Below are 16,913 nucleotides of genomic sequence, written 5' to 3'. Positions count from 1 at the left end.
TAAAAAACGAACCCTCGCTACGCCCGCACACTGCGCGCCTGGCAAGTTAACTACCATAACATCATTTATGTATAATATTGAAGAGTTGAAAGATAGACTTCTTTCAGAACTTAAGGAAATAGCTGAAGACCTGGGTGTTAAGAACTTCAAAAAGCTGAGCAAACAAGACTTGGTTTACAAAATCCTGGACCAGCAAGCCATTACCCCTCCCGACAAAATAGATAAAAAATTCAAATCAGAACCTGTTGCAGCCGCGCCTGTGGCTGTAGCAGCTCAAGAAAATACAACTCCTGTTATTGCTGAAGTAAGTGTGCAGGAAGCCCCCGCCCCGGCTCCGGCCAGAAGGCCCCGCGAGCAGTCGGTGCGCAGCGAAATTGTAGCTGAAACGCTGGTAAGAACGCCTCCGATGAAAGATCATGGCCCCCAGACGCAGGAAAACAGGGAGCGTGCCCCCCGCCGCGATAATCGCAACGATGGCCGGGAGCAAAACAATGACAACCGGAACGAGCGCCCTGCTGAGCGGGTTGACAACAGAGAAAACCGCAACGAACGCCAGGATACCCGCGAAAACCGCTTTGAACGTACCACCGAACGTGAGCCGCGTGAGTTTAACAATAACCGCAACGAGAACAATCGCAACGAAAATAACCGCGGCAACGACAACCGTGGGAATGATAATCGGGGCAACGACAACCGGGGCGAAAACAACCGAAACGAGAATCGCGGCGAAAACGCACCTCGCCGTAACAACCCGCAACAGGCAAACGCCAGCAGTACCAACTTTAAAGAATTTGACGGAATAATCCTAAATGAAGGTGTACTGGAGCTCATGCAGGACGGCTACGGTTTCCTGCGTTCCACGCACTATAACTATTTAGCTTCGCCGGATGATATTTATGTGTCGCCTTCGCAGATAAAGCTTTTTGGTCTGAAAACCGGTGATACCGTGAAAGGCCAGATCCGTCCGCCAAAAGAAGGCGAGAAGTATTTTGCCCTGCTGAAAGTAGACCTGGTGAACGGCCGTACGACCGAAGAGATCCGTGACCGTATTCCGTTCCAGCACCTGACGCCGCTTTTCCCGGAAGAGCGCCTCAAACTGACAACACGCCCAAGCATGCTGTCCACGCGTATCCTCGATCTGTTTGCTCCGATCGGTAAAGGCCAGCGCGGCATGATCGTGGCGCAGCCGAAAACAGGTAAGACTGTGCTCTTGAAAGAAATTGCCAACGCCATTTCTGAAAACCACCCGGAAGTATACCTGATGATCCTGCTGATCGACGAACGCCCGGAAGAAGTAACGGATATGGCCCGCAGCGTAAAAGCAGAGGTGATCGCCTCTACCTTCGACGAAACAGCCGAACGTCACGTGAAAGTATCAAGCATTGTGCTCGATAAAGCCAAGCGCATGGTAGAGTGCGGCCATGATGTGGTGATCCTGCTCGACTCGATCACGCGTTTGGCCCGTGCCTATAACACCGTGGTTCCGTCGTCGGGCAAGATCCTGTCGGGTGGTGTGGATGCCAACGCGCTGCACAAGCCCAAGCGTTTCTTCGGTGCTGCCCGCAACGTGGAAAACGGTGGTTCCCTGACCATCATCGCCACTGCCCTGATCGACACAGGTTCTAAAATGGACGAGGTAATCTTCGAAGAATTTAAAGGTACCGGTAACATGGAACTGCAGCTGGACCGCAAACTGGCCAACCGCCGTACGTACCCGGCCATCGACGTGCCTGCTTCCGGTACCCGCCGCGAAGACCTGCTGATGGACCGCGACGAGCTGAACCGTATCTGGATCCTGCGCAAGTTTATGTCCGACATGAATTCGATCGAAGCCATGGAGTTCCTGAAAGACAAGATGACAGGCACCAAGAGCAACGAAGAGTTCCTGATCTCGATGAACGGGTAACTTTCGCAACATCACATATCAAAACAGCCTGCAGGACGTCATGTCCGGCAGGCTGTTTTGATTTAAAGAAATGCAAGCTTGCATACCATGTTATTTACTTATTAGCTGTCATTCTTTCTCAGTTTTATACTTCCGGCTATATTTGGTAGCTTAGGGTTGATGCTCATTTTTATCCTCGGGCTATACTTCCAAGCAGGTTTTCTTTCTCAGTTTATACATGCTGCTATACTTGGTAGCTTTCTGAATTCCTCAGTTTTATACTTGCCTTGTTTCATCTTATACTTTGGAGCGCTCCAAGCCCGCGAGGGGCTCCCCGAAATGCTTCGGGGTAAACTCTCTCGGGTATCGCGCTGTGGCGTGAAGCTGCTCCTCGCTGGCGCTGCGGGCTGCCCTTACGGGCACCGCAACACACCAATAGAGGGCCCCTACCCCCAGGCGCTCAACCCAAGGACTGGGATCAATCCGATAGCTACTGATATTACAACTGGAACTCTCTGTAGGGACAGGTCGCGACCTGTCCGCGCGATAGCAGCTGCTATAAAAGTATAGCTTAGTATAGCCATAGCAGAAAGTCCCCCTTTGAAGGGGGTAGGGGGATGTTCCTCTTTATCCAAAACGATGCTGTTCATACTTCAACTCCAGTATAAGTATGAACCGTCTCTCCTTGCCTCAGTCTTTTTTGTCATCCTGAAAGGATCTTGGGAGCAAGTTAATTAAACCAAACCTACAGTTCTTATACTTCCCAAGCAGTAATACCAGACTCCCCTCCTTAGAAAAGGAGGGGCAGGGATGGTTAAACCGGTTCCCTTGCACAAAAACCAAAAACAAAAGCTATTACTGTTCAGAAGTAGCGTCGCGGGAAGGTAAAGCAGCGGCTACTTTGCTGCTGTGCTATGCTAATCCCGCCTAAATGCAACCGCCGCTTACTGCCAGAAAGTATACTCAGGCAACACGATGTTGTAATAAGTATAAAAGGTGACGCAGGCGAAAACAATATGTGCAACAAGGAGAGTCAACAGGTAGGTTTTAAGCCTGATAAGTGGCGGGTTGGGGTGTACCATAAAGAAAAAGTACCAGGCAAACATGCCCGCTATGCCGTTGGCCAGCCCGAAAAGCAGCGACCACGAGAAGGAGATCAGCCCCACACCGGAATCCCAGAGCGCCAGGTATACTATAGCGAAGAAAGCGCCGATACTGTAATGTGCCAGCGTGCCCACCACTTTCGTGCCCGGCGCATCCGATAAACTGCCATCCGGCTGCGTCCTGAACAGGAGCATGGTGCCCAGTATTTTAATTACTTTCATTACACGATGCGTGGCGTAGGAGAGCAGGTATAAAAAAGCGGTCATGGCAGCAGTGCCGGCAAGGCTGGCAAGTATGGCATCCAGGAATTTCATAGGCTGGCGATATGATTTTACCTGTATACGCAAACCACCTGCAACGTTTCGGGCTACCCGTACAGTTGCGAAAACATGATCATAATAAAGGCCAAACTGATGCAAAGCGAGGAGAGCCGGTTCATGCGCATGGTATTCTCATAGTTCACTTCCTGCAGGTTGCGCCGGGCCCGTAGCATCCAGCCGGAAAAGAAGTATACCACCGGTGCAGTGCAAACCAGAAAGATAAAGATGCTGTGTACCTGACCTGTGGCAACGTAGAGCCAGAGCAGCAAAGTACTGCCGGTAGCCAGGCTGCCGGCTGCAAAAAGATAGGTGCCCTTAATGCCCAGCAGCAAGCTGAGGGTGCGGTCGCCGCGGCGGCTGTCTTCGGCGTGCTGGTAGATCTGCGTGAGTGGGTAGGACCCGCATAAGAACAGGGTGCTCACCAGGGCAAACCATACATTGGGCGTTTGCAGTACCTGCGCAACAGGCAGTCCGATGCCTACCTGCACCATGCCGTACGTATAAGCGCCCTGGAAAAACGTAACGACAAACGTGCTCAGCACCGGATACTTTTTCAGGCGGATCCCTTCGTAACTATAGGCTTTGGAGATGAGCAGGTAGAGCGCCACAAGCGTGGCAAACAGCGGGGAGAGCAGCAGGGTCAGCACCACAGCCAGCGCATCGAAGAGCAACACCAGGTGCATCAGCTGCCGCGTAACCTGTGGCGGCTTTTTAAGGCCTCCTATGCTGCCTTCGTCGCGGTCGTAATAGGAGTTGTAGCCATTGCTGGCGGGGTAAACCAGCAGGTGCAGGATGCCGAACACCGCCACGGCCCGCCAGGCATCAAATCCGGCCGTTGTGCTGAGCGCAAACCAGAACACCGGCATCAGGTAGATGGAAAACGGGATGCGCATGAGCGTCAGGGCGCTGCTATACTTGAGGGCAGCCGGTGTGTCGCGTAGCTTCAAAGGGTGTGGGTGGTTTTATTGTTAATAGATGATTGTTAGTTAATGATTGTTAAATACCTATGCACGCGCATCCAATCACTCACTCATTCAAAAGTCAGTTATTCAAAATTGATAATTCACTCATTCGCTCATTCAAATTTCCTCCTCCGGATAGCCGATAAGGTAGATGGCATACTTGCCCGGGCGCGAACCTGCTTTACCAGCCTGCCAGGTATAATTCTCGGTGCGCACCTGGGCGGCCATTTGTTGCAGCATTTCTGGGGTATAGATGCGCAGCAGCGACACGGTGCCATCCCAGAGTATACCGAACGGGATCAGTGGCAGCAGGTAAGTGAACAGCACCCGGCTCCACCGGAACGGGCGGATAAAGGGCGTGACCAGCAGGATGATCAGCGGGAACACGAACCATAGCAGCAGCAGCTCCAGCCAGCTTTTGTCGGCTCCCTCAAATACCCCGATGGCCGCGCGTTTGCTGGCGGCATCCTGCAGAATGGCTTTGGCCAGGTGCGGCGGGAAATGATGAAAAGAGGAAAAGATGGTGCGCACCCCGGTTACCGTATCCGGCACGGCGGTGGCATCTACCGGCTGAGGTATAAAATCCAGCGCACCGCCTGATTGTTGTTGCAGATACGAATACGCCGCCAGGTTAGGGTAGAGGTCGGAGAGGGTTACGTGAATGGAAGTGCCTATGCGCTGGCTCAAAGCCTGTTGTACGCCCGCTATGCCGCCCCCCGCCCCCGAACACAGGTCGGTGATGTGCTGCTGGCCGGTTTTTAGGAGGAGTTTCTCCAGTAGCGGCAGAGCTGCTTCATAGACATTCAGCTTCGTGATCATGAAGCGCAGGAAGTCGAGCATGCCCTGCCGGATCACGTGCGGAAACCAGGGCAGGTCTTCAAACTCGAAAAGTTGCAGGCGTAGGTTCAAGGGCAGCAGCAAAGTATACATGCCCATACTGCCCTGCCGCAGCAAAGGTTGTTATACTTGCTCCTGCCCTGGCTTATACTTGTGTTTCGGCGCCGGCGCCAAAGGCAAAGTCATCGGTGTTGCTGAACAGTTTCCAATACTCCGCATCTGGTTTGGCAGGATCTGGTGCTACGTGCAGGGTGCTGCCATCGGCAAAAGAAAGTATAAAGCCTTGGTTTTCCTGTGGCTCCACGCGCGCCACCACCAGGGGTGCACTGGTTTTGATGAGCTCGGTCAGGCGTTGATCCAGAAAGCTGCTTCCGGGTTCTTTCCAGTCCCAGACGGGGGTAGGCAGGCCGGCTTCGCGTTTGCGGATGTATACATCGCTGTGTTTAATGCTGGTGCCGTCGGGTAGCTGCAGCTGCCAGGGGCAGTTAACAGCCAGCGTCAGCTTGCCCACGTCTAATATCAGGCCCTGCGGGGTAGTATAGTGCGTATGGCCGAAATGGAAATACTGTACCAGTTCCTTGCGGGTGGTTTTGGTGAGGGGCAGGCCCGCCAGCTTTGTAAATGCTTGTTGTCTTGTCGGTTGCATAAGGAGCGCAGGTATAACGTGCCTGCAGGGGCAAATATAGGCAGCGCCGGGCAAAAGAAGGATACCCGGGAGCTGTCGCTCACGAAGTTTTATGCAGGATAACAATCAGAAGTGATGGACAAAAGGTATATTTGCAATCGTTTTGAATCAAGTGTGAACGGGAATTTTTAAGAGGGCTCCCTCTGTTTGAACAACATGCCGCAAGAGCAAGAAAAAGTAACTATACCCAAGAAATCCCTATACGGAAGTGTAATTCGGTTTATCTGGAAGACCATTCTGGTGGGCATTGGCTTTGTGATCATTTACCTGTTGAGCGTAGAGTATAACCTGCTCTTCCTTTTTGGCACTTCGCCCAGCCTCGATAAACTCGAAAACCCCCGGACCGACCAGGCCTCGGAACTGTACACGGCCGACGGGCAGCTGATCGGGAAGTATTTTGAGGAGAACCGCAGCCCGGTGCCTTTCAAAAAAATGTCGCCCAAGCTCATCAATGCCCTGATCGCCACTGAAGATGTTCGTTTTTACGAGCACTCCGGCATCGACCCGGCCGCCCTTTTGTCGGCGGCATACGGCAGCTTGCATGGCGATGCGCGCGGGGCAAGTACCATTACGCAGCAGCTGGCCAAAAACCTTTACAAAACCCGCACCGAAGACACCAAAGGCGTGCTGGGCCACATTCCGGTAGTCAATATCATCATTGCAAAAACCAAGGAGTGGCTCACGGCCATCAAGCTGGAACAGCGGTATACCAAAGACGAGATCCTGGCCATGTACCTTAACACTGTGGATTTCGGATCTAACTCGTTCGGCATCAAGGTAGCAGCCAAAACCTTTTTTCATGTGTCGCCCGACAGCCTGAAGACCGAGCAGGCGGCTGTGCTGGTAGGCCTGCTCAAAGCGCCGACCTACTACAGCCCAAGGTATAACCCTGAGAACTCGACCCGCCGCCGCAACACCGTGCTGGCCCAGATGGCCAAGTATAAGTACATCACGCAGGCCGAAGCTGACTCGCTGAGCAAGCTACCGCTGGCGCTGAACTATAAAGTAGAAACGCATTACGAGGGGCCGGCAACCTATTTTAGAGGCGCCGTGGCCGAGTACCTGAACGAATGGTGCAAGCAGAACGGCTACGACCTATACCGCGACGGCCTGAAGATCTACACCACCATTGACTCGCGGATGCAGAAGTATGCCGAGGAGGCTATGGAAAAACACATGCGCAACTTGCAGCGCCGCTTTAACAACCACTGGCGCGGAAAGAACCCGTGGGTGGATGAAAATAACAAAGAAATACCGGGCTTTATCGAGGAAACCATCAAGCGCACCAGCTATTATCAGCGCCTCAAAAAGCAGTATGGCAACGACACGGCTGCCATCAACCGTGCCCTGCACACCCCTCGCGAAATGAAGGTGTTTACCTGGGACAATGACTCGCTGGAGAAAACGGTGACCATGTCGCCGCTGGACTCGCTGGCCTATTACAAGCACTTTTTGCATGGCGGCATGATGACGATGGACCCTTTCACGGGCAACATTAAAGCGTGGGTAGGCGGTATCAATTTTAAGTACTTTAAGTATGACCACGTGAAACAGGCCCGCCGCCAGCCGGGCTCTACCTTTAAGCCCTTTGTGTATGTGGCCGCTATCGACAACGGTTACTCGCCCTGCGATAAGCTCGTGGACAAGCGCATTACCATTAATTACGTGGAGAAAGGGGAGAAGAAAAGCTGGTCGCCGACCAATGCCGACTGGCAGTATACGGGCGCTCCCATGACGCTGCGCCGCGGCATGGGCAAATCGGTGAACTCGATAACGGCGCAGTTGACGGAAAAGATCGGTTGGGAAACGGTGGTAAAGTATGCGCATCGCCTGGGCATCACCAGCCGCCTGGAGTCTGTGCCTTCTATCGGCCTGGGCCCAAGCGATGTTTCTATCTATGAAATGGTGGCGGCCTACAGCACGTTCCCGAACCGCGGGTTTTATACCAAGCCCATGTTCATTACCCGTATCGAAGACCGGAACGGCAACCTGCTGCACCAGTTCGTGCCCAAACAAAAGAAAGTGCTGAACACTGAAACCGCCTTCCTGATGATGCACATGCTCAAAGGCGGTATGGAAGAGCCGGGCGGCACCTCGCAGGCGCTGTGGGAATACGACCTCTGGAAGCAGGGCAACCAGATCGGGGGCAAAACCGGTACCACCTCCAACCACTCCGACGGCTGGTATATGGGTGTAACCAAAGACCTGGTAACGGGCGTGTGGATAGGTGGCGAAGACCGAAGCATTCACTTCCGTACCTCCGAGATGGGCGAAGGATCGAAAACAGCGCTGCCGGTATTTGGCCTCTACATGGAAAAGATCTACAAGGACAAAGACCTGGGCTATACTTTAGGGCCGTTCCCGAAGCCCACCGTGAAGATCAACAAGAACTATAACTGCACCACGGTGCTGCCGAAAAAAGTGGTAGTCGATTCCACCGCCATTGATTCGGTCATCAACCTGCTGAACACGGGCAATATCCTGTAGTTGTAACGATAATTCCTATAAAAACAGAAGGCCAGCTAAAGTATAGCTGGCCTTCTGTTTTATGAGTAGTGTTCCCTTACCAAAATTAGTTGAAGTTCTTCTCGTAAAAAGACTCCAGCGCTTCTTCTAGGTAATTGTATTCGAAGGTAAAGCCGGTTTGCATGATTTTATTGGCACTGACGCGCTGGCCCGTTAGTACCACCTCGCTCATTTCGCCCAGTACCAGGTTAAGCGCAAAGGCAGGTACTTTGGGTAATACTAAGGGGCGTTTCAGGGCCTCTGCCAGCTCTGTGGTAAACTCCTTGTTGGTAACCGGGTGTGGTGCCACGGCATTGTAAACGCCCTCCATCTGCGGGTCCTCAATAGCCCGGATAAAAATGCGGCAGGCATCGTCGATGTGTATCCAGGACATGTACTGTTTGCCCGAGCCCAGCGGCGCGCCGGCACCCAGCTTTATCGGCCGCGCGATCTGGGGCAAGGCACCTCCTTTGTTACTGAGCACAAGGCCCAGTCGAAGTATAACCGTGCGGATGTTCAGCTCCTTCATCTGCCAGGCAGCGGCTTCCCAGGCTTTACATACTTCGGCCAGAAAGTCGCTGGCATAGGTGCTTTCCTCCGACATGAGCTGCTCGCCGGAGTTGCCGTAAATGCCAATAGCCGAGGGCGTGATATAGCCTTTTACATGATGCTCGTTTTCCTGCAGGCTGCGGTAGATCAGGTTGGCCGAGTCCACGCGGCTGCTGAGGATCTTTTTCTTTCGTTCGTCCGTCCACTTATCACTGCCTACATTGGCCCCCGCCAGGTTCACAATATAGTCGGCATAGGAAATGGCGTTCGCATCGATATACCCGTTCTGAGGATCCCATTTAAAGGTTTTGTAAGAAGGGAGCTTCTCGGGGTCTCTGCTGAGATGCGCCACTTCGTACCCCAGGTCGATCAACATTTCAGACAGGCGCACGCCTATCAGGCCTGTTCCGCCTGCAATTAGTATCTTACCTGGCATAATTTAAACTTTAGCATTAAACAATAGAATTGTTTCTATACGAGGATAAGGTAGTATTCCGTTGCCTGTAGTTTCCCAACCTGCTCTATGTACGCTTAAAATGGGCTGCAGTGGTTATTTGCTCCGGTTCAGATGGCCCAAAAACTCGCTGCGGTACTGCTCTTCCTGAAACAAGCCCCCATACTCAGCGGTGATGGTGCTGCTGCTTACATCGTTCACGCCCCGGCTCATCACGCACAGGTGATCGGCCTCGATCAGCACGGCTACATTCTCTGTCTGCAGGGCTTCTTTCAACTCGTTGGCGATCTGCATGGTCATGCGCTCCTGCACCTGTGGGCGCCGGGCATAATAATGCACAATCCGGTTCAGCTTAGACAGGCCGATTACATGCCCGTTTGGAATATACGCCACGTGCGCTTTGCCGATAATGGGCACAAAGTGATGCTCGCAGGAGGAGTATACGGTTATGTCGCGCTCTACCAGCATCCTGTTATACTGGTACTTGTTCTCGAATCGGCGCACCACCGGTTTATTCTTCGGGTCCAGGCCCTTAAAGATTTCCGTCACATACATTTTGGCTACCCGCTGCGGCGTTCCCTTCAGGCTGTCGTCGGTCAGGTCCAGGCCCAGCGTATGCATAATTTCGTGGAAATGCGCGGCAATGGTGGCAATCTTCTCGCTGTCAGGCATCACAAAGGCGTCCGGGCGTAAAGGCGTCTCCAGGGAGCGCATTACATGGTCTTCCATTGCATCCTCTTCATTCTCTGTGTGGGGGTTATCCATTATATTCCACAAAGTTTCGTTCTGTTTCATAAAGTGTTACGGCTAAATCATACGCTTCGCTGATAACGTTGCGTAGCTTCTGCCAAATGACTGCCGCAATATTTTCGGCAGTCGGATTCAGTTGTCTGAACTCTTCGGTATCCAGGTTCAGGTTCTTATGGTCGAAGCGGTCCAGCACCTGCTCCTTTATCAGGTCGCTCAGTTTTTTCAGGTCATATACGTAGCCCGTTTCGGGGTCTACCGGGCCTGTAAGCTTTACAATCAGCTCGTAATTGTGGCCATGGTAATTAGGGTTGTTGCACAAGCCGAATACGGCCGCATTCTGCGCATCGCTCCAGGCGGCATTGTGCAGGCGGTGGGCGGCATTAAAGTGCTCTTTCCGGCAAACGGTTATCCTCATATTGCTTGTCCAACAAGTAGTAGGTGACGAATGTTTCGGTTGCTGCAAAGCGTTCTCCCACTGCAACGGCCATAAGTTTACAAAGTTAGTGTAGCTGAACGGTAACTCAAATCAATTTCTGGCAAAATAATCCGCCTTGCTGTGCGGTTTCTCAAACCGATTCTCTATTTTCGTACACCATAATCAATCTGAAAACAGTACGGGAATTTTACATGAATGCAAAAGGTTTTTTGCTTGGTTTGCTTTTGAGTATAAGCGCTTTATGCCAGGCACAGTCAGTACAGATAAGTGAAAAGGAGCAGTCGGTAAACGGCGTGCTGCGCCGTGGCCAGCAGTTGTCCGTGCAGCTGGACCCCAAAGTGGTGGAAAAGTCGTGGAAAGACTACCTGAGCCAGAAAGCAGGCAAGACAAAGTATGCCAAAGGCGTTTATATGGTCGAGAATGCGATGATCGACACGATCACCACTACGCCGCTGCGGGTGCTGTCTACGGTAGGCAGCGATGCGCAGGGCAGCTACGTGTGGTGGTCGCTGGACATGGGCGTGGCCTATGTGGATAAAAGCGCAACGCCAAAGGAGTATGCTGCTGCCGAGAACTTTTTACGGGGCTTTGGCCGCAAGCTGTACCGCGACGATGTGCTGCGCCAGATAAACGCCGCCGAAGAGGTGCTGCGTGCCACCAAAGCCGAACAGGACCATGTGGTAAAAGAGGCAAACGACATCCAGCTAAGTATAGAAAAGAACAAAAAGCGCCGGCAGGAACTGGAGGCCGAGCTGGTACGCAATGCCGGGGAGCTAAAGCAACTGGAGCAAAATGTGCTTACAAACCAGAAAAAGCAGGAGGTAAGCCGCCAGCAGGTGATGGAGATGGAAAAGTCTGTTGAAGCGGTGCGCGCCAAGTTGCAGCAGGCCAAGTAGCTGGTTGCAAGTATAAAATCAAACGCAGCAGGCCCGGTTATACATTGGTATAGCCGGGCCTGCTGCGTTATACAGCTTACCTAATAGCTGTAGTGGTTGTGATGTGCTCCTGTCACACCAAGTATAACTGCCTATTACTGGCGCGGGTATTAACCCGTGCCAACGAATAAAGGCGAGTCTCCAAACTCGCGTATACCGGAAGATGAAGTATAAACTGTAGCAGGAAGTATAGCCAGGGCTTTTGCTGCATAGCGCATTGCGCCTTGCAGGCGCGTGCAGTCAGAGACTGAACATTTATAAAATGGCACAGGTTAACCCGCGCCAGGGTTAGGCAAGGCCGTAGATCTTAAACCGAAACTACTTACAGTTTCATCCAGCGTTGTATTTCCTGGTCGGCAAATTTATCATCGCGCCAACCTACAAAGCGGGTACGCGCGGTGGGGTTATGGTGGGCAAACCACGTTTGCAGGATGACCTTTGCGGCCGGGTAGTGTGTGCTGAAGCTGGCGTAATCGGTGGCGGTAATAAGCTGCTCGCTGGGGCGTGCCGGCGTGGCTACAATAATGTGCTCCAGCTCGCCTGCCGTCTCGAGCTGCAACACGCCCAGGGGCACCACGTCCATGACGGTGCCGGGCGGGCGGCTTTCGGCTATCACCAGGATCTCGAGGCCCTTGCCGGTGCTGTTCGTTTCGGTGGAAGGTATAAATCCCAGGTTGGCCGGATAGGGCAGAAACGCTGTAATGCGGTCTTTTCCGGCGGCTTTGTCCGGTATAAATTCGTTTGTTTCGGGTGCGTATACCAGGCGGTGGCTGCTGCCGGCAGGTACTTCGATCACGGCCTGCAGCTGGCGTGTAGCTGAGTAGGTGGGCAGATTGGCGTAATCGGTTTTGCAGGCCGCCAGCAGGGCAAGCAGGGGTAGCAGCAGTAGCGTCAGGTGCTTCATGGTTCGTTCTCCTTGTGCAAATATAACCAGCAGAATCGCCCCGTGAAAGTATAAGCCCACTGTAAGGCAGGGGCATAAAAAAAGAGGAGCTGCCGAAGCAGTTCCTCTTTTACGCTAATATGAAAACAGGTATTCTTATCTTCTTTCCTTGATACGAGCAGCTTTGCCCTGCAGGCCTCTCAGGTAGTAGAGTCTTGCTCTTCTTACTTTACCTTTTCTTACCAGCTCAATCTTCTCGATAGAGGGAGAAAGAAGCGGGAAGATACGCTCAAGTCCGATTTGATTGGATACTTTTCTTACAGTGAACGTCTCACCGTTGGTGTTTACGTTTTTACGCTGTATAACAACGCCCTGGAACTGCTGTACACGCTCTTTGTTTCCTTCGCGGATTTTAACGTGAACGTTGATCGTATCACCGGCCTGGAACGTAGGGAAAGAGGCACGCTTGTCTGTAGATTCCTGCTCTATAAATTTAATTAGTTCGCTCATGATGGCTATGTTCTTAAAAATACCTTCTTCAAAATTCGGACTGCAAAGATATGTAATTATTTATTACATAAGAACATTTGCAGAAAAAAAATATACATTTTGCCCGGGCCTGTTCCCGCGTAGGGCAGCGGCAGGGCTTATACTATAAAACTGTTTACTCCTCCAGCAAATCAGGGCGCCGTTGGCGGGTACGGGCCACAGCCTGCTCAAAGCGCCAGGCGTCTATTTTGGGCCCGTCGCCCGAAAGCAGAATCTCTGGCACCTGAAGACCTTTGTAATCGGCAGGGCGGGTGTATACCGGCGGTGCCAGCAATCCGTCCTGGAACGAATCGGTCAGGGCCGAAGACTCGTCATTCAGCACGCCCGGAATAAGCCGGATAATGGCATCGGCCAGCACGGCTGCGCCAAGCTCACCACCAGACAATACATAATCGCCAATGCTGATCTCGTGGGTCACAAACTGCTGCCGTACGCGCTCATCCACGCCCTTGTAATGGCCGCAAAGGATGATCACATTCTCCAGCAGCGAAAGCTGGTTTGCCATGGGTTGCGTGAGCGTGCGGCCATCGGGTGTCATGTAGATCACGGCATCGTAGTCGCGCACTGCTTTCAGCTCGGAGATACACTTATCGATGGGCTCGATCATCATCACCATGCCCGCACCGCCGCCAAACGCATAGTCATCGATCTGGCCATACTTGTTGATCGCATACTTGCGCAAGTCATGTACGTGCACTTCCACCAGGTTCTTCTGTTGTGCCCGCTTCAGGATCGAATGATTGAAAGGGCTCTCCAGCAGCTCCGGTTGGCAGCTGATAATATCAAAGCGCATTATTGGTCCTCCTCCGTGGCGTCGTCTTCGTCGTCCGGACTGGCTGGTTCGGTGTAAACTTCCAGTAAGCCTTCGGGCAGTTTTACATGCAGCTCTTTGGCCTCGTGGTCGGCACGCAGCAGAATTTCACCCATCACCGGTATCAGCATTTCCTGACCCAGGTAATTCATGGCCATGAGCTGCTGCTGGGGCAGGTCGTAAAATTCTTTCACCGTGCCCAGGCGGCCATGGTGCTCGTCTACTACGGTGTAGCCGATCACCTCATGGAAGTAAAACTGGTCCTCGTCCAGTTCCGGCAGCTCGTCGAGCGGCAGGTATAGGGCGGTGCCGCGCAGTTTTTCGGCCTGTTCCATCGTGGTGATATCCTCAAAGCGGATGATGTAACGGCCTTTGGGCTGCGGCTCCATAGTTTCAATAAAAAAAGGAATCAGCCTTCCCTGTTGTTCCAGGAAGACTGATTCCAGATCATCATAATCCTCGGGGTAGTCCACGTCAAAAAACGCCACTACCTGCCCTTTTGTGCCATGGGTCTTCACAATATGTCCTAGCAAAAAGCAGGCATCCTGGTTCATGGCACCAAAAATTAGGCTTGTTCCTCAGTAGTTTCGCCTTCGGCAGCAGGAGCTTCCGGGGCTTCTTCAGTAGCAGCAGGTGCATTGGCAGCAGCCTTCTCAGCTTCACGCTGACGGATGGCCTCGGCACGGGCTTCTTTCTTCTTGGTTTCAGCTTCAAGGGCAGCTTTACGGGCAGCATCTTTCGCAGTACCCAGATCCTGGCGCTTGCCTTCGATCTTAGCTGTTTTTGCGTCTTTCCACTCGGTGAAACGAGCGTCAGCAGTCTCCTGAGAGATAGCACCTTTTGCCACACCGATCTGCAGGTGTTTCTTGTAGAGTACGCCTGTGTACGAAAGCATCGCTTTCACAGTGTCTGTTGGCTGTGCGCCGTTCATTACCCACTGAAACGCCTTGTTCTCATCAAAGTTGATAGAAGCAGGGTTGGTGTTAGGGTTGTAAGTGCCCAGTTTCTCGATGAACTTACCATCACGTGGTGATCGAGCGTCAGCTACTACGATGTCATAGATCGCTGCTTTCTTACGGCCTCTGCGGGCCAGTCTGATTTTTACTGCCATTTTTTATAAATTATTAAGTCGGCGGATCCCGTCCGCCATTTTTTGAACCGCAAAGGTAATGATTTTATTTGGGTTGATACAAAGTTTCTGGATTCTTTTAACGTCCTACCAGGCAGGCGCTCAGCTGGCTAAGGATAATGCAGCTGTTATTTCAGTTTTTGCTGAGTATACCAGCCATAACCAAATTGTATAGGGATCAGAAAACGCAAGGCAGTTCGCCCTCCTTTTGTAGCAGGATAGGTAAGTGCTGCTTTTTTGTCATCCTGAAAGGATCTTGGTTGCAAGTAGGGTAGGCTTCATCTCTTCTCATCTGCCAAGATTCTTAACAGCACCACAGTACTTTTGAACTGATCTATTTCAACCTTAAAATTCCTCCCCTTTAAAAGGGACGAAAGAAAATCTGCCTCATATCAGGTATAAACAAAAAGCCCTCCGTTGCGGGAGGGCTTTTATACTTATACTTGCCTAAACTCAGGCTGCCATCTTCATTTTATTTTTGGCGGCAGGCTTTGGTTCTTTCAGCTTTATGATGCTCAGTTTGTCCAATGTCCAGATCACCGGCCAGGTCGGGTCTACTTCCCACCATTTCACCCCGAAGTTCACACGGTTAGGCAGTTTGTGGTGGTTGTTCTGGAACAGCTCGCCACCGGTCAGAAAGTCAAAGAAGAGCGAGTTGCGGGATTTATCGTTGTTGTCAAAGTTCTGGTAGCCATACTTGTGGCCGCTCCAGTTCACGATCGCGCCGTGTACCGGGCCCATCAGGAAGTGCAATGGCAGCAACAGGAACATCCACCACTGGGTAGCAAAGGCAATGTAAAACAGCACGTAGGCCACGCCCCAGCCAATGCGGGACAAGTATGAATCGCCTACTTTCTCAAGGGCTGGCCACAGCGGGTAGTTACCCTCAAAACGACGCTCCGGCTCCACGCGGTGGTTAAGCACGTTGTTGTAGATCTCCTTCGTTTTCCACATCATCGTGAAGGCATTGTTCGAGAAATGCGGCGAGTGCGGGTCGCGCTCCGTGTCGGAGAAAGCATGGTGCATGCGGTGCAAAATAGCATACGCCCGCGGCGACAGGAACGAAGAACCCTGCGCGATGTAGGTGAGCAGGTAAAATGCCTTTTCCCAGAAAGCGTTCATTGTGAACATTTTGTGGGCAGCATAGCGGTGCAGGAAAAATGTCTGAACAAACAGCGACAGATACCAGTGCGCCACAAAGAAGATAAGAATTGCCATTAATATTGCTTAAAAGATGATGTTTGGGTTTGCCGGCAGCGGGTTAAACGCTATAACCGTGCTGCTTACACTACAAATTTACAACACGGATTTTATTTAAATAGATGACGCCTTATAAAAGTTCAGAAAAGTGAGGAAAATCATTTTCCGCCAGCCTTTACTGCAGCTGCCGGAAGGGAGCCCAGGCGGCAATAGTTGGCAGCGGGGCGCTTACCGTAACAGTTGTTTTAAGGGTGGGGTGCTCAAACTGCAGGCGGCGGGCATGCAGGGCAATGCTTTTGTCGGGCAGGGGCGCAGGGGCGCCATACTTCAGGTCGCCTAGTATGGGGCAGCGCAACGAGGCCAGTTGCACCCGGATCTGGTGCGGCCGCCCGGTGATTGGGTTTACTTCCAGCAGGTATTTATCCTGTTGCGTGCTGATAAGTTGGTAATGCAATTCGGAGCGCTGGCCCTGCGGGTTTTCTTTGGCGTAGGCCTTGGTTACGTTTCGGGCGGCATCTTTTACCAGCCAGTGCACCAGCGTGCCCTGTTCCGGCTGCGGCCTTTGCTGCACAATGGCCCAGTATGTTTTCTGCGTCTTCTTATTCCGGAATAACTCATTGAGGCGGGCAAGGGCTTTGGACGTTTTGGCCAGCAGTACCACCCCGCTCACTGGCCTGTCGAGGCGGTGCACCACGCCGACAAACACATTGCCGGGCTTGTTATACTTGTGGCGGATATACTCCCGTGCCAGGTCCGCCAGTGTGGTGTCGCCGGTCTCGTCGCCGTGCACCAGCAGGCCAGCCGGCTTATTGACCACCAGCACATGGTTATCCTCAAAAAGAACGTTTAACATGGCATTATGAGTTACGAGTTCCGAGTCCCGGGTTCCGAGTTAAAGTGTGCTATACGAGGATGAGTT

At 52.3% G+C, this 16,913-nt stretch carries 17 protein-coding genes; 3 read left to right on the top strand and 14 right to left on the bottom strand.

Annotated elements, in window-relative coordinates; all coding sequences use genetic code 11:
- Positions 1-67 precede the first annotated feature (67 nt).
- Entirely contained in the window at positions 68-1,906 is a 1,839-nt protein-coding gene (gene rho, locus LWL52_RS18375; protein WP_242922998.1) for a transcription termination factor Rho, read from the top strand.
- A 923-nt stretch (positions 1,907-2,829) separates the two neighbouring features.
- Here rho and LWL52_RS18370 read toward each other — a convergent pair.
- The 4 genes from LWL52_RS18370 to LWL52_RS18355 all read right to left on the bottom strand — a co-directional run bounded on the left by LWL52_RS18370 (position 2,830) and on the right by LWL52_RS18355 (position 5,754).
- Complete coding sequence (locus LWL52_RS18370) at positions 2,830-3,303, bottom strand: hypothetical protein (RefSeq protein ID WP_242922996.1); 474 nt, start codon at positions 3,301-3,303, stop codon at positions 2,830-2,832.
- Positions 3,304-3,356: 53 nt separating this feature from the next.
- Entirely contained in the window at positions 3,357-4,256 is a 900-nt protein-coding gene (locus LWL52_RS18365; protein ID WP_242922994.1) for a UbiA family prenyltransferase, read from the bottom strand.
- Between the two features lie 132 nt (positions 4,257-4,388).
- Positions 4,389-5,207 carry a class I SAM-dependent methyltransferase gene (locus LWL52_RS18360; RefSeq protein WP_242922992.1) on the bottom strand — a complete coding sequence of 273 codons (819 nt, stop codon included), beginning with the start codon at positions 5,205-5,207 and terminating at the stop codon, positions 4,389-4,391.
- 46 nt (positions 5,208-5,253) lie between these two features.
- Complete coding sequence (locus LWL52_RS18355) at positions 5,254-5,754, bottom strand: hypothetical protein (protein ID WP_242922978.1); 501 nt, start codon at positions 5,752-5,754, stop codon at positions 5,254-5,256.
- Positions 5,755-5,949: 195 nt separating this feature from the next.
- Here LWL52_RS18355 and LWL52_RS18350 point away from each other — a divergent pair, with 195 nt between their 5' ends.
- The gene (locus LWL52_RS18350; protein ID WP_242922976.1) at positions 5,950-8,280 is read left to right on the top strand and encodes a penicillin-binding protein 1A; all 2,331 of its coding nucleotides are present in this window, start codon (positions 5,950-5,952) and stop codon (positions 8,278-8,280) included.
- Between the two features lie 85 nt (positions 8,281-8,365).
- On the opposite strand, the gene LWL52_RS18345 is transcribed toward LWL52_RS18350, so the two are convergent.
- The 3 genes from LWL52_RS18345 to LWL52_RS18335 all read right to left on the bottom strand — a co-directional run bounded on the left by LWL52_RS18345 (position 8,366) and on the right by LWL52_RS18335 (position 10,466).
- A complete protein-coding gene (locus tag LWL52_RS18345; RefSeq protein WP_242922968.1) occupies positions 8,366-9,283 on the bottom strand; it encodes a TIGR01777 family oxidoreductase in 918 nt (305 codons plus the stop codon).
- Between the two features lie 114 nt (positions 9,284-9,397).
- Positions 9,398-10,096, bottom strand: coding sequence for a GTP cyclohydrolase I FolE (folE, locus tag LWL52_RS18340; protein ID WP_242922966.1), 699 nt, complete (start codon positions 10,094-10,096; stop codon positions 9,398-9,400).
- Positions 10,059-10,466 carry a 6-pyruvoyl trahydropterin synthase family protein gene (locus LWL52_RS18335; RefSeq protein ID WP_242922964.1) on the bottom strand — a complete coding sequence of 136 codons (408 nt, stop codon included), beginning with the start codon at positions 10,464-10,466 and terminating at the stop codon, positions 10,059-10,061. Before LWL52_RS18335 ends, folE begins: the two co-directional genes overlap by 38 nt.
- Before the next feature lie 212 nt (positions 10,467-10,678).
- Between LWL52_RS18335 and LWL52_RS18330 the strand changes: the two genes are divergently transcribed.
- Complete coding sequence (locus LWL52_RS18330) at positions 10,679-11,383, top strand: coiled-coil domain-containing protein (RefSeq protein ID WP_242922962.1); 705 nt, start codon at positions 10,679-10,681, stop codon at positions 11,381-11,383.
- A gap of 361 nt (positions 11,384-11,744) precedes the next feature.
- Here the strand turns inward: LWL52_RS18330 and LWL52_RS18325 are convergent, their stop codons facing one another.
- The 7 genes from LWL52_RS18325 to LWL52_RS18295 form a co-directional block, all read right to left on the bottom strand.
- Complete coding sequence (locus LWL52_RS18325; RefSeq protein ID WP_242922961.1) at positions 11,745-12,326, bottom strand: inorganic diphosphatase; 582 nt, start codon at positions 12,324-12,326, stop codon at positions 11,745-11,747.
- 135 nt (positions 12,327-12,461) lie between these two features.
- Positions 12,462-12,815: a 50S ribosomal protein L19 gene (gene rplS / locus LWL52_RS18320; protein ID WP_242922959.1), complete on the bottom strand. Its 354-nt coding sequence runs from the start codon at positions 12,813-12,815 to the stop codon at positions 12,462-12,464.
- A 154-nt stretch (positions 12,816-12,969) separates the two neighbouring features.
- Positions 12,970-13,647: a tRNA (guanosine(37)-N1)-methyltransferase TrmD gene (gene trmD, locus LWL52_RS18315; protein ID WP_242922957.1), complete on the bottom strand. Its 678-nt coding sequence runs from the start codon at positions 13,645-13,647 to the stop codon at positions 12,970-12,972.
- Positions 13,647-14,219, bottom strand: coding sequence for a ribosome maturation factor RimM (rimM, locus tag LWL52_RS18310; protein ID WP_242922955.1), 573 nt, complete (start codon positions 14,217-14,219; stop codon positions 13,647-13,649). The genes trmD and rimM overlap by 1 nt, the downstream gene beginning before the upstream one ends.
- An 11-nt stretch (positions 14,220-14,230) precedes the next feature.
- Positions 14,231-14,776, bottom strand: coding sequence for a 30S ribosomal protein S16 (locus LWL52_RS18305; protein ID WP_242922953.1), 546 nt, complete (start codon positions 14,774-14,776; stop codon positions 14,231-14,233).
- 471 nt (positions 14,777-15,247) lie between these two features.
- The gene (locus tag LWL52_RS18300; RefSeq protein WP_242922951.1) at positions 15,248-16,012 is read right to left on the bottom strand and encodes an acyl-CoA desaturase; all 765 of its coding nucleotides are present in this window, start codon (positions 16,010-16,012) and stop codon (positions 15,248-15,250) included.
- Between the two features lie 157 nt (positions 16,013-16,169).
- Entirely contained in the window at positions 16,170-16,847 is a 678-nt protein-coding gene (locus LWL52_RS18295) for an RluA family pseudouridine synthase (RefSeq protein WP_242922949.1), read from the bottom strand.
- Positions 16,848-16,913: the final 66 nt, after the last annotated feature.

Source organism: Pontibacter liquoris, from assembly GCF_022758235.1.
In the GTDB taxonomy this organism is placed as follows: Bacteria; Bacteroidota; Bacteroidia; order Cytophagales; family Hymenobacteraceae; genus Pontibacter; species Pontibacter liquoris.
This window is presented reverse-complemented; position numbering and strand designations above follow the sequence as displayed.

What these genes read in the sequence shown, in the direction of transcription:
- LWL52_RS18360 (WP_242922992.1), bottom strand. Translation starts at nt 5,207, where the DNA reads ATGGGCATGTATACTTTGCTGCTGCCCTTGAACCTACGCCTGCAACTT.
- LWL52_RS18335 (WP_242922964.1), bottom strand. Translation starts at nt 10,466, where the DNA reads ATGAGGATAACCGTTTGCCGGAAAGAGCACTTTAATGCCGCCCACCGC.
- LWL52_RS18370 (WP_242922996.1), bottom strand. Translation starts at nt 3,303, where the DNA reads ATGAAATTCCTGGATGCCATACTTGCCAGCCTTGCCGGCACTGCTGCC.
- LWL52_RS18295 (WP_242922949.1), bottom strand. Translation starts at nt 16,847, where the DNA reads ATGTTAAACGTTCTTTTTGAGGATAACCATGTGCTGGTGGTCAATAAG.
- rimM (WP_242922955.1), bottom strand. Translation starts at nt 14,219, where the DNA reads ATGAACCAGGATGCCTGCTTTTTGCTAGGACATATTGTGAAGACCCAT.
- LWL52_RS18305 (WP_242922953.1), bottom strand. Translation starts at nt 14,776, where the DNA reads ATGGCAGTAAAAATCAGACTGGCCCGCAGAGGCCGTAAGAAAGCAGCG.
- LWL52_RS18330 (WP_242922962.1), top strand. Translation starts at nt 10,679, where the DNA reads ATGAATGCAAAAGGTTTTTTGCTTGGTTTGCTTTTGAGTATAAGCGCT.
- LWL52_RS18300 (WP_242922951.1), bottom strand. Translation starts at nt 16,012, where the DNA reads ATGGCAATTCTTATCTTCTTTGTGGCGCACTGGTATCTGTCGCTGTTT.
- folE (WP_242922966.1), bottom strand. Translation starts at nt 10,096, where the DNA reads ATGAAACAGAACGAAACTTTGTGGAATATAATGGATAACCCCCACACA.
- rplS (WP_242922959.1), bottom strand. Translation starts at nt 12,815, where the DNA reads ATGAGCGAACTAATTAAATTTATAGAGCAGGAATCTACAGACAAGCGT.
- trmD (WP_242922957.1), bottom strand. Translation starts at nt 13,647, where the DNA reads ATGCGCTTTGATATTATCAGCTGCCAACCGGAGCTGCTGGAGAGCCCT.
- LWL52_RS18345 (WP_242922968.1), bottom strand. Translation starts at nt 9,283, where the DNA reads ATGCCAGGTAAGATACTAATTGCAGGCGGAACAGGCCTGATAGGCGTG.
- LWL52_RS18325 (WP_242922961.1), bottom strand. Translation starts at nt 12,326, where the DNA reads ATGAAGCACCTGACGCTACTGCTGCTACCCCTGCTTGCCCTGCTGGCG.
- LWL52_RS18350 (WP_242922976.1), top strand. Translation starts at nt 5,950, where the DNA reads ATGCCGCAAGAGCAAGAAAAAGTAACTATACCCAAGAAATCCCTATAC.
- rho (WP_242922998.1), top strand. Translation starts at nt 68, where the DNA reads ATGTATAATATTGAAGAGTTGAAAGATAGACTTCTTTCAGAACTTAAG.
- LWL52_RS18355 (WP_242922978.1), bottom strand. Translation starts at nt 5,754, where the DNA reads ATGCAACCGACAAGACAACAAGCATTTACAAAGCTGGCGGGCCTGCCC.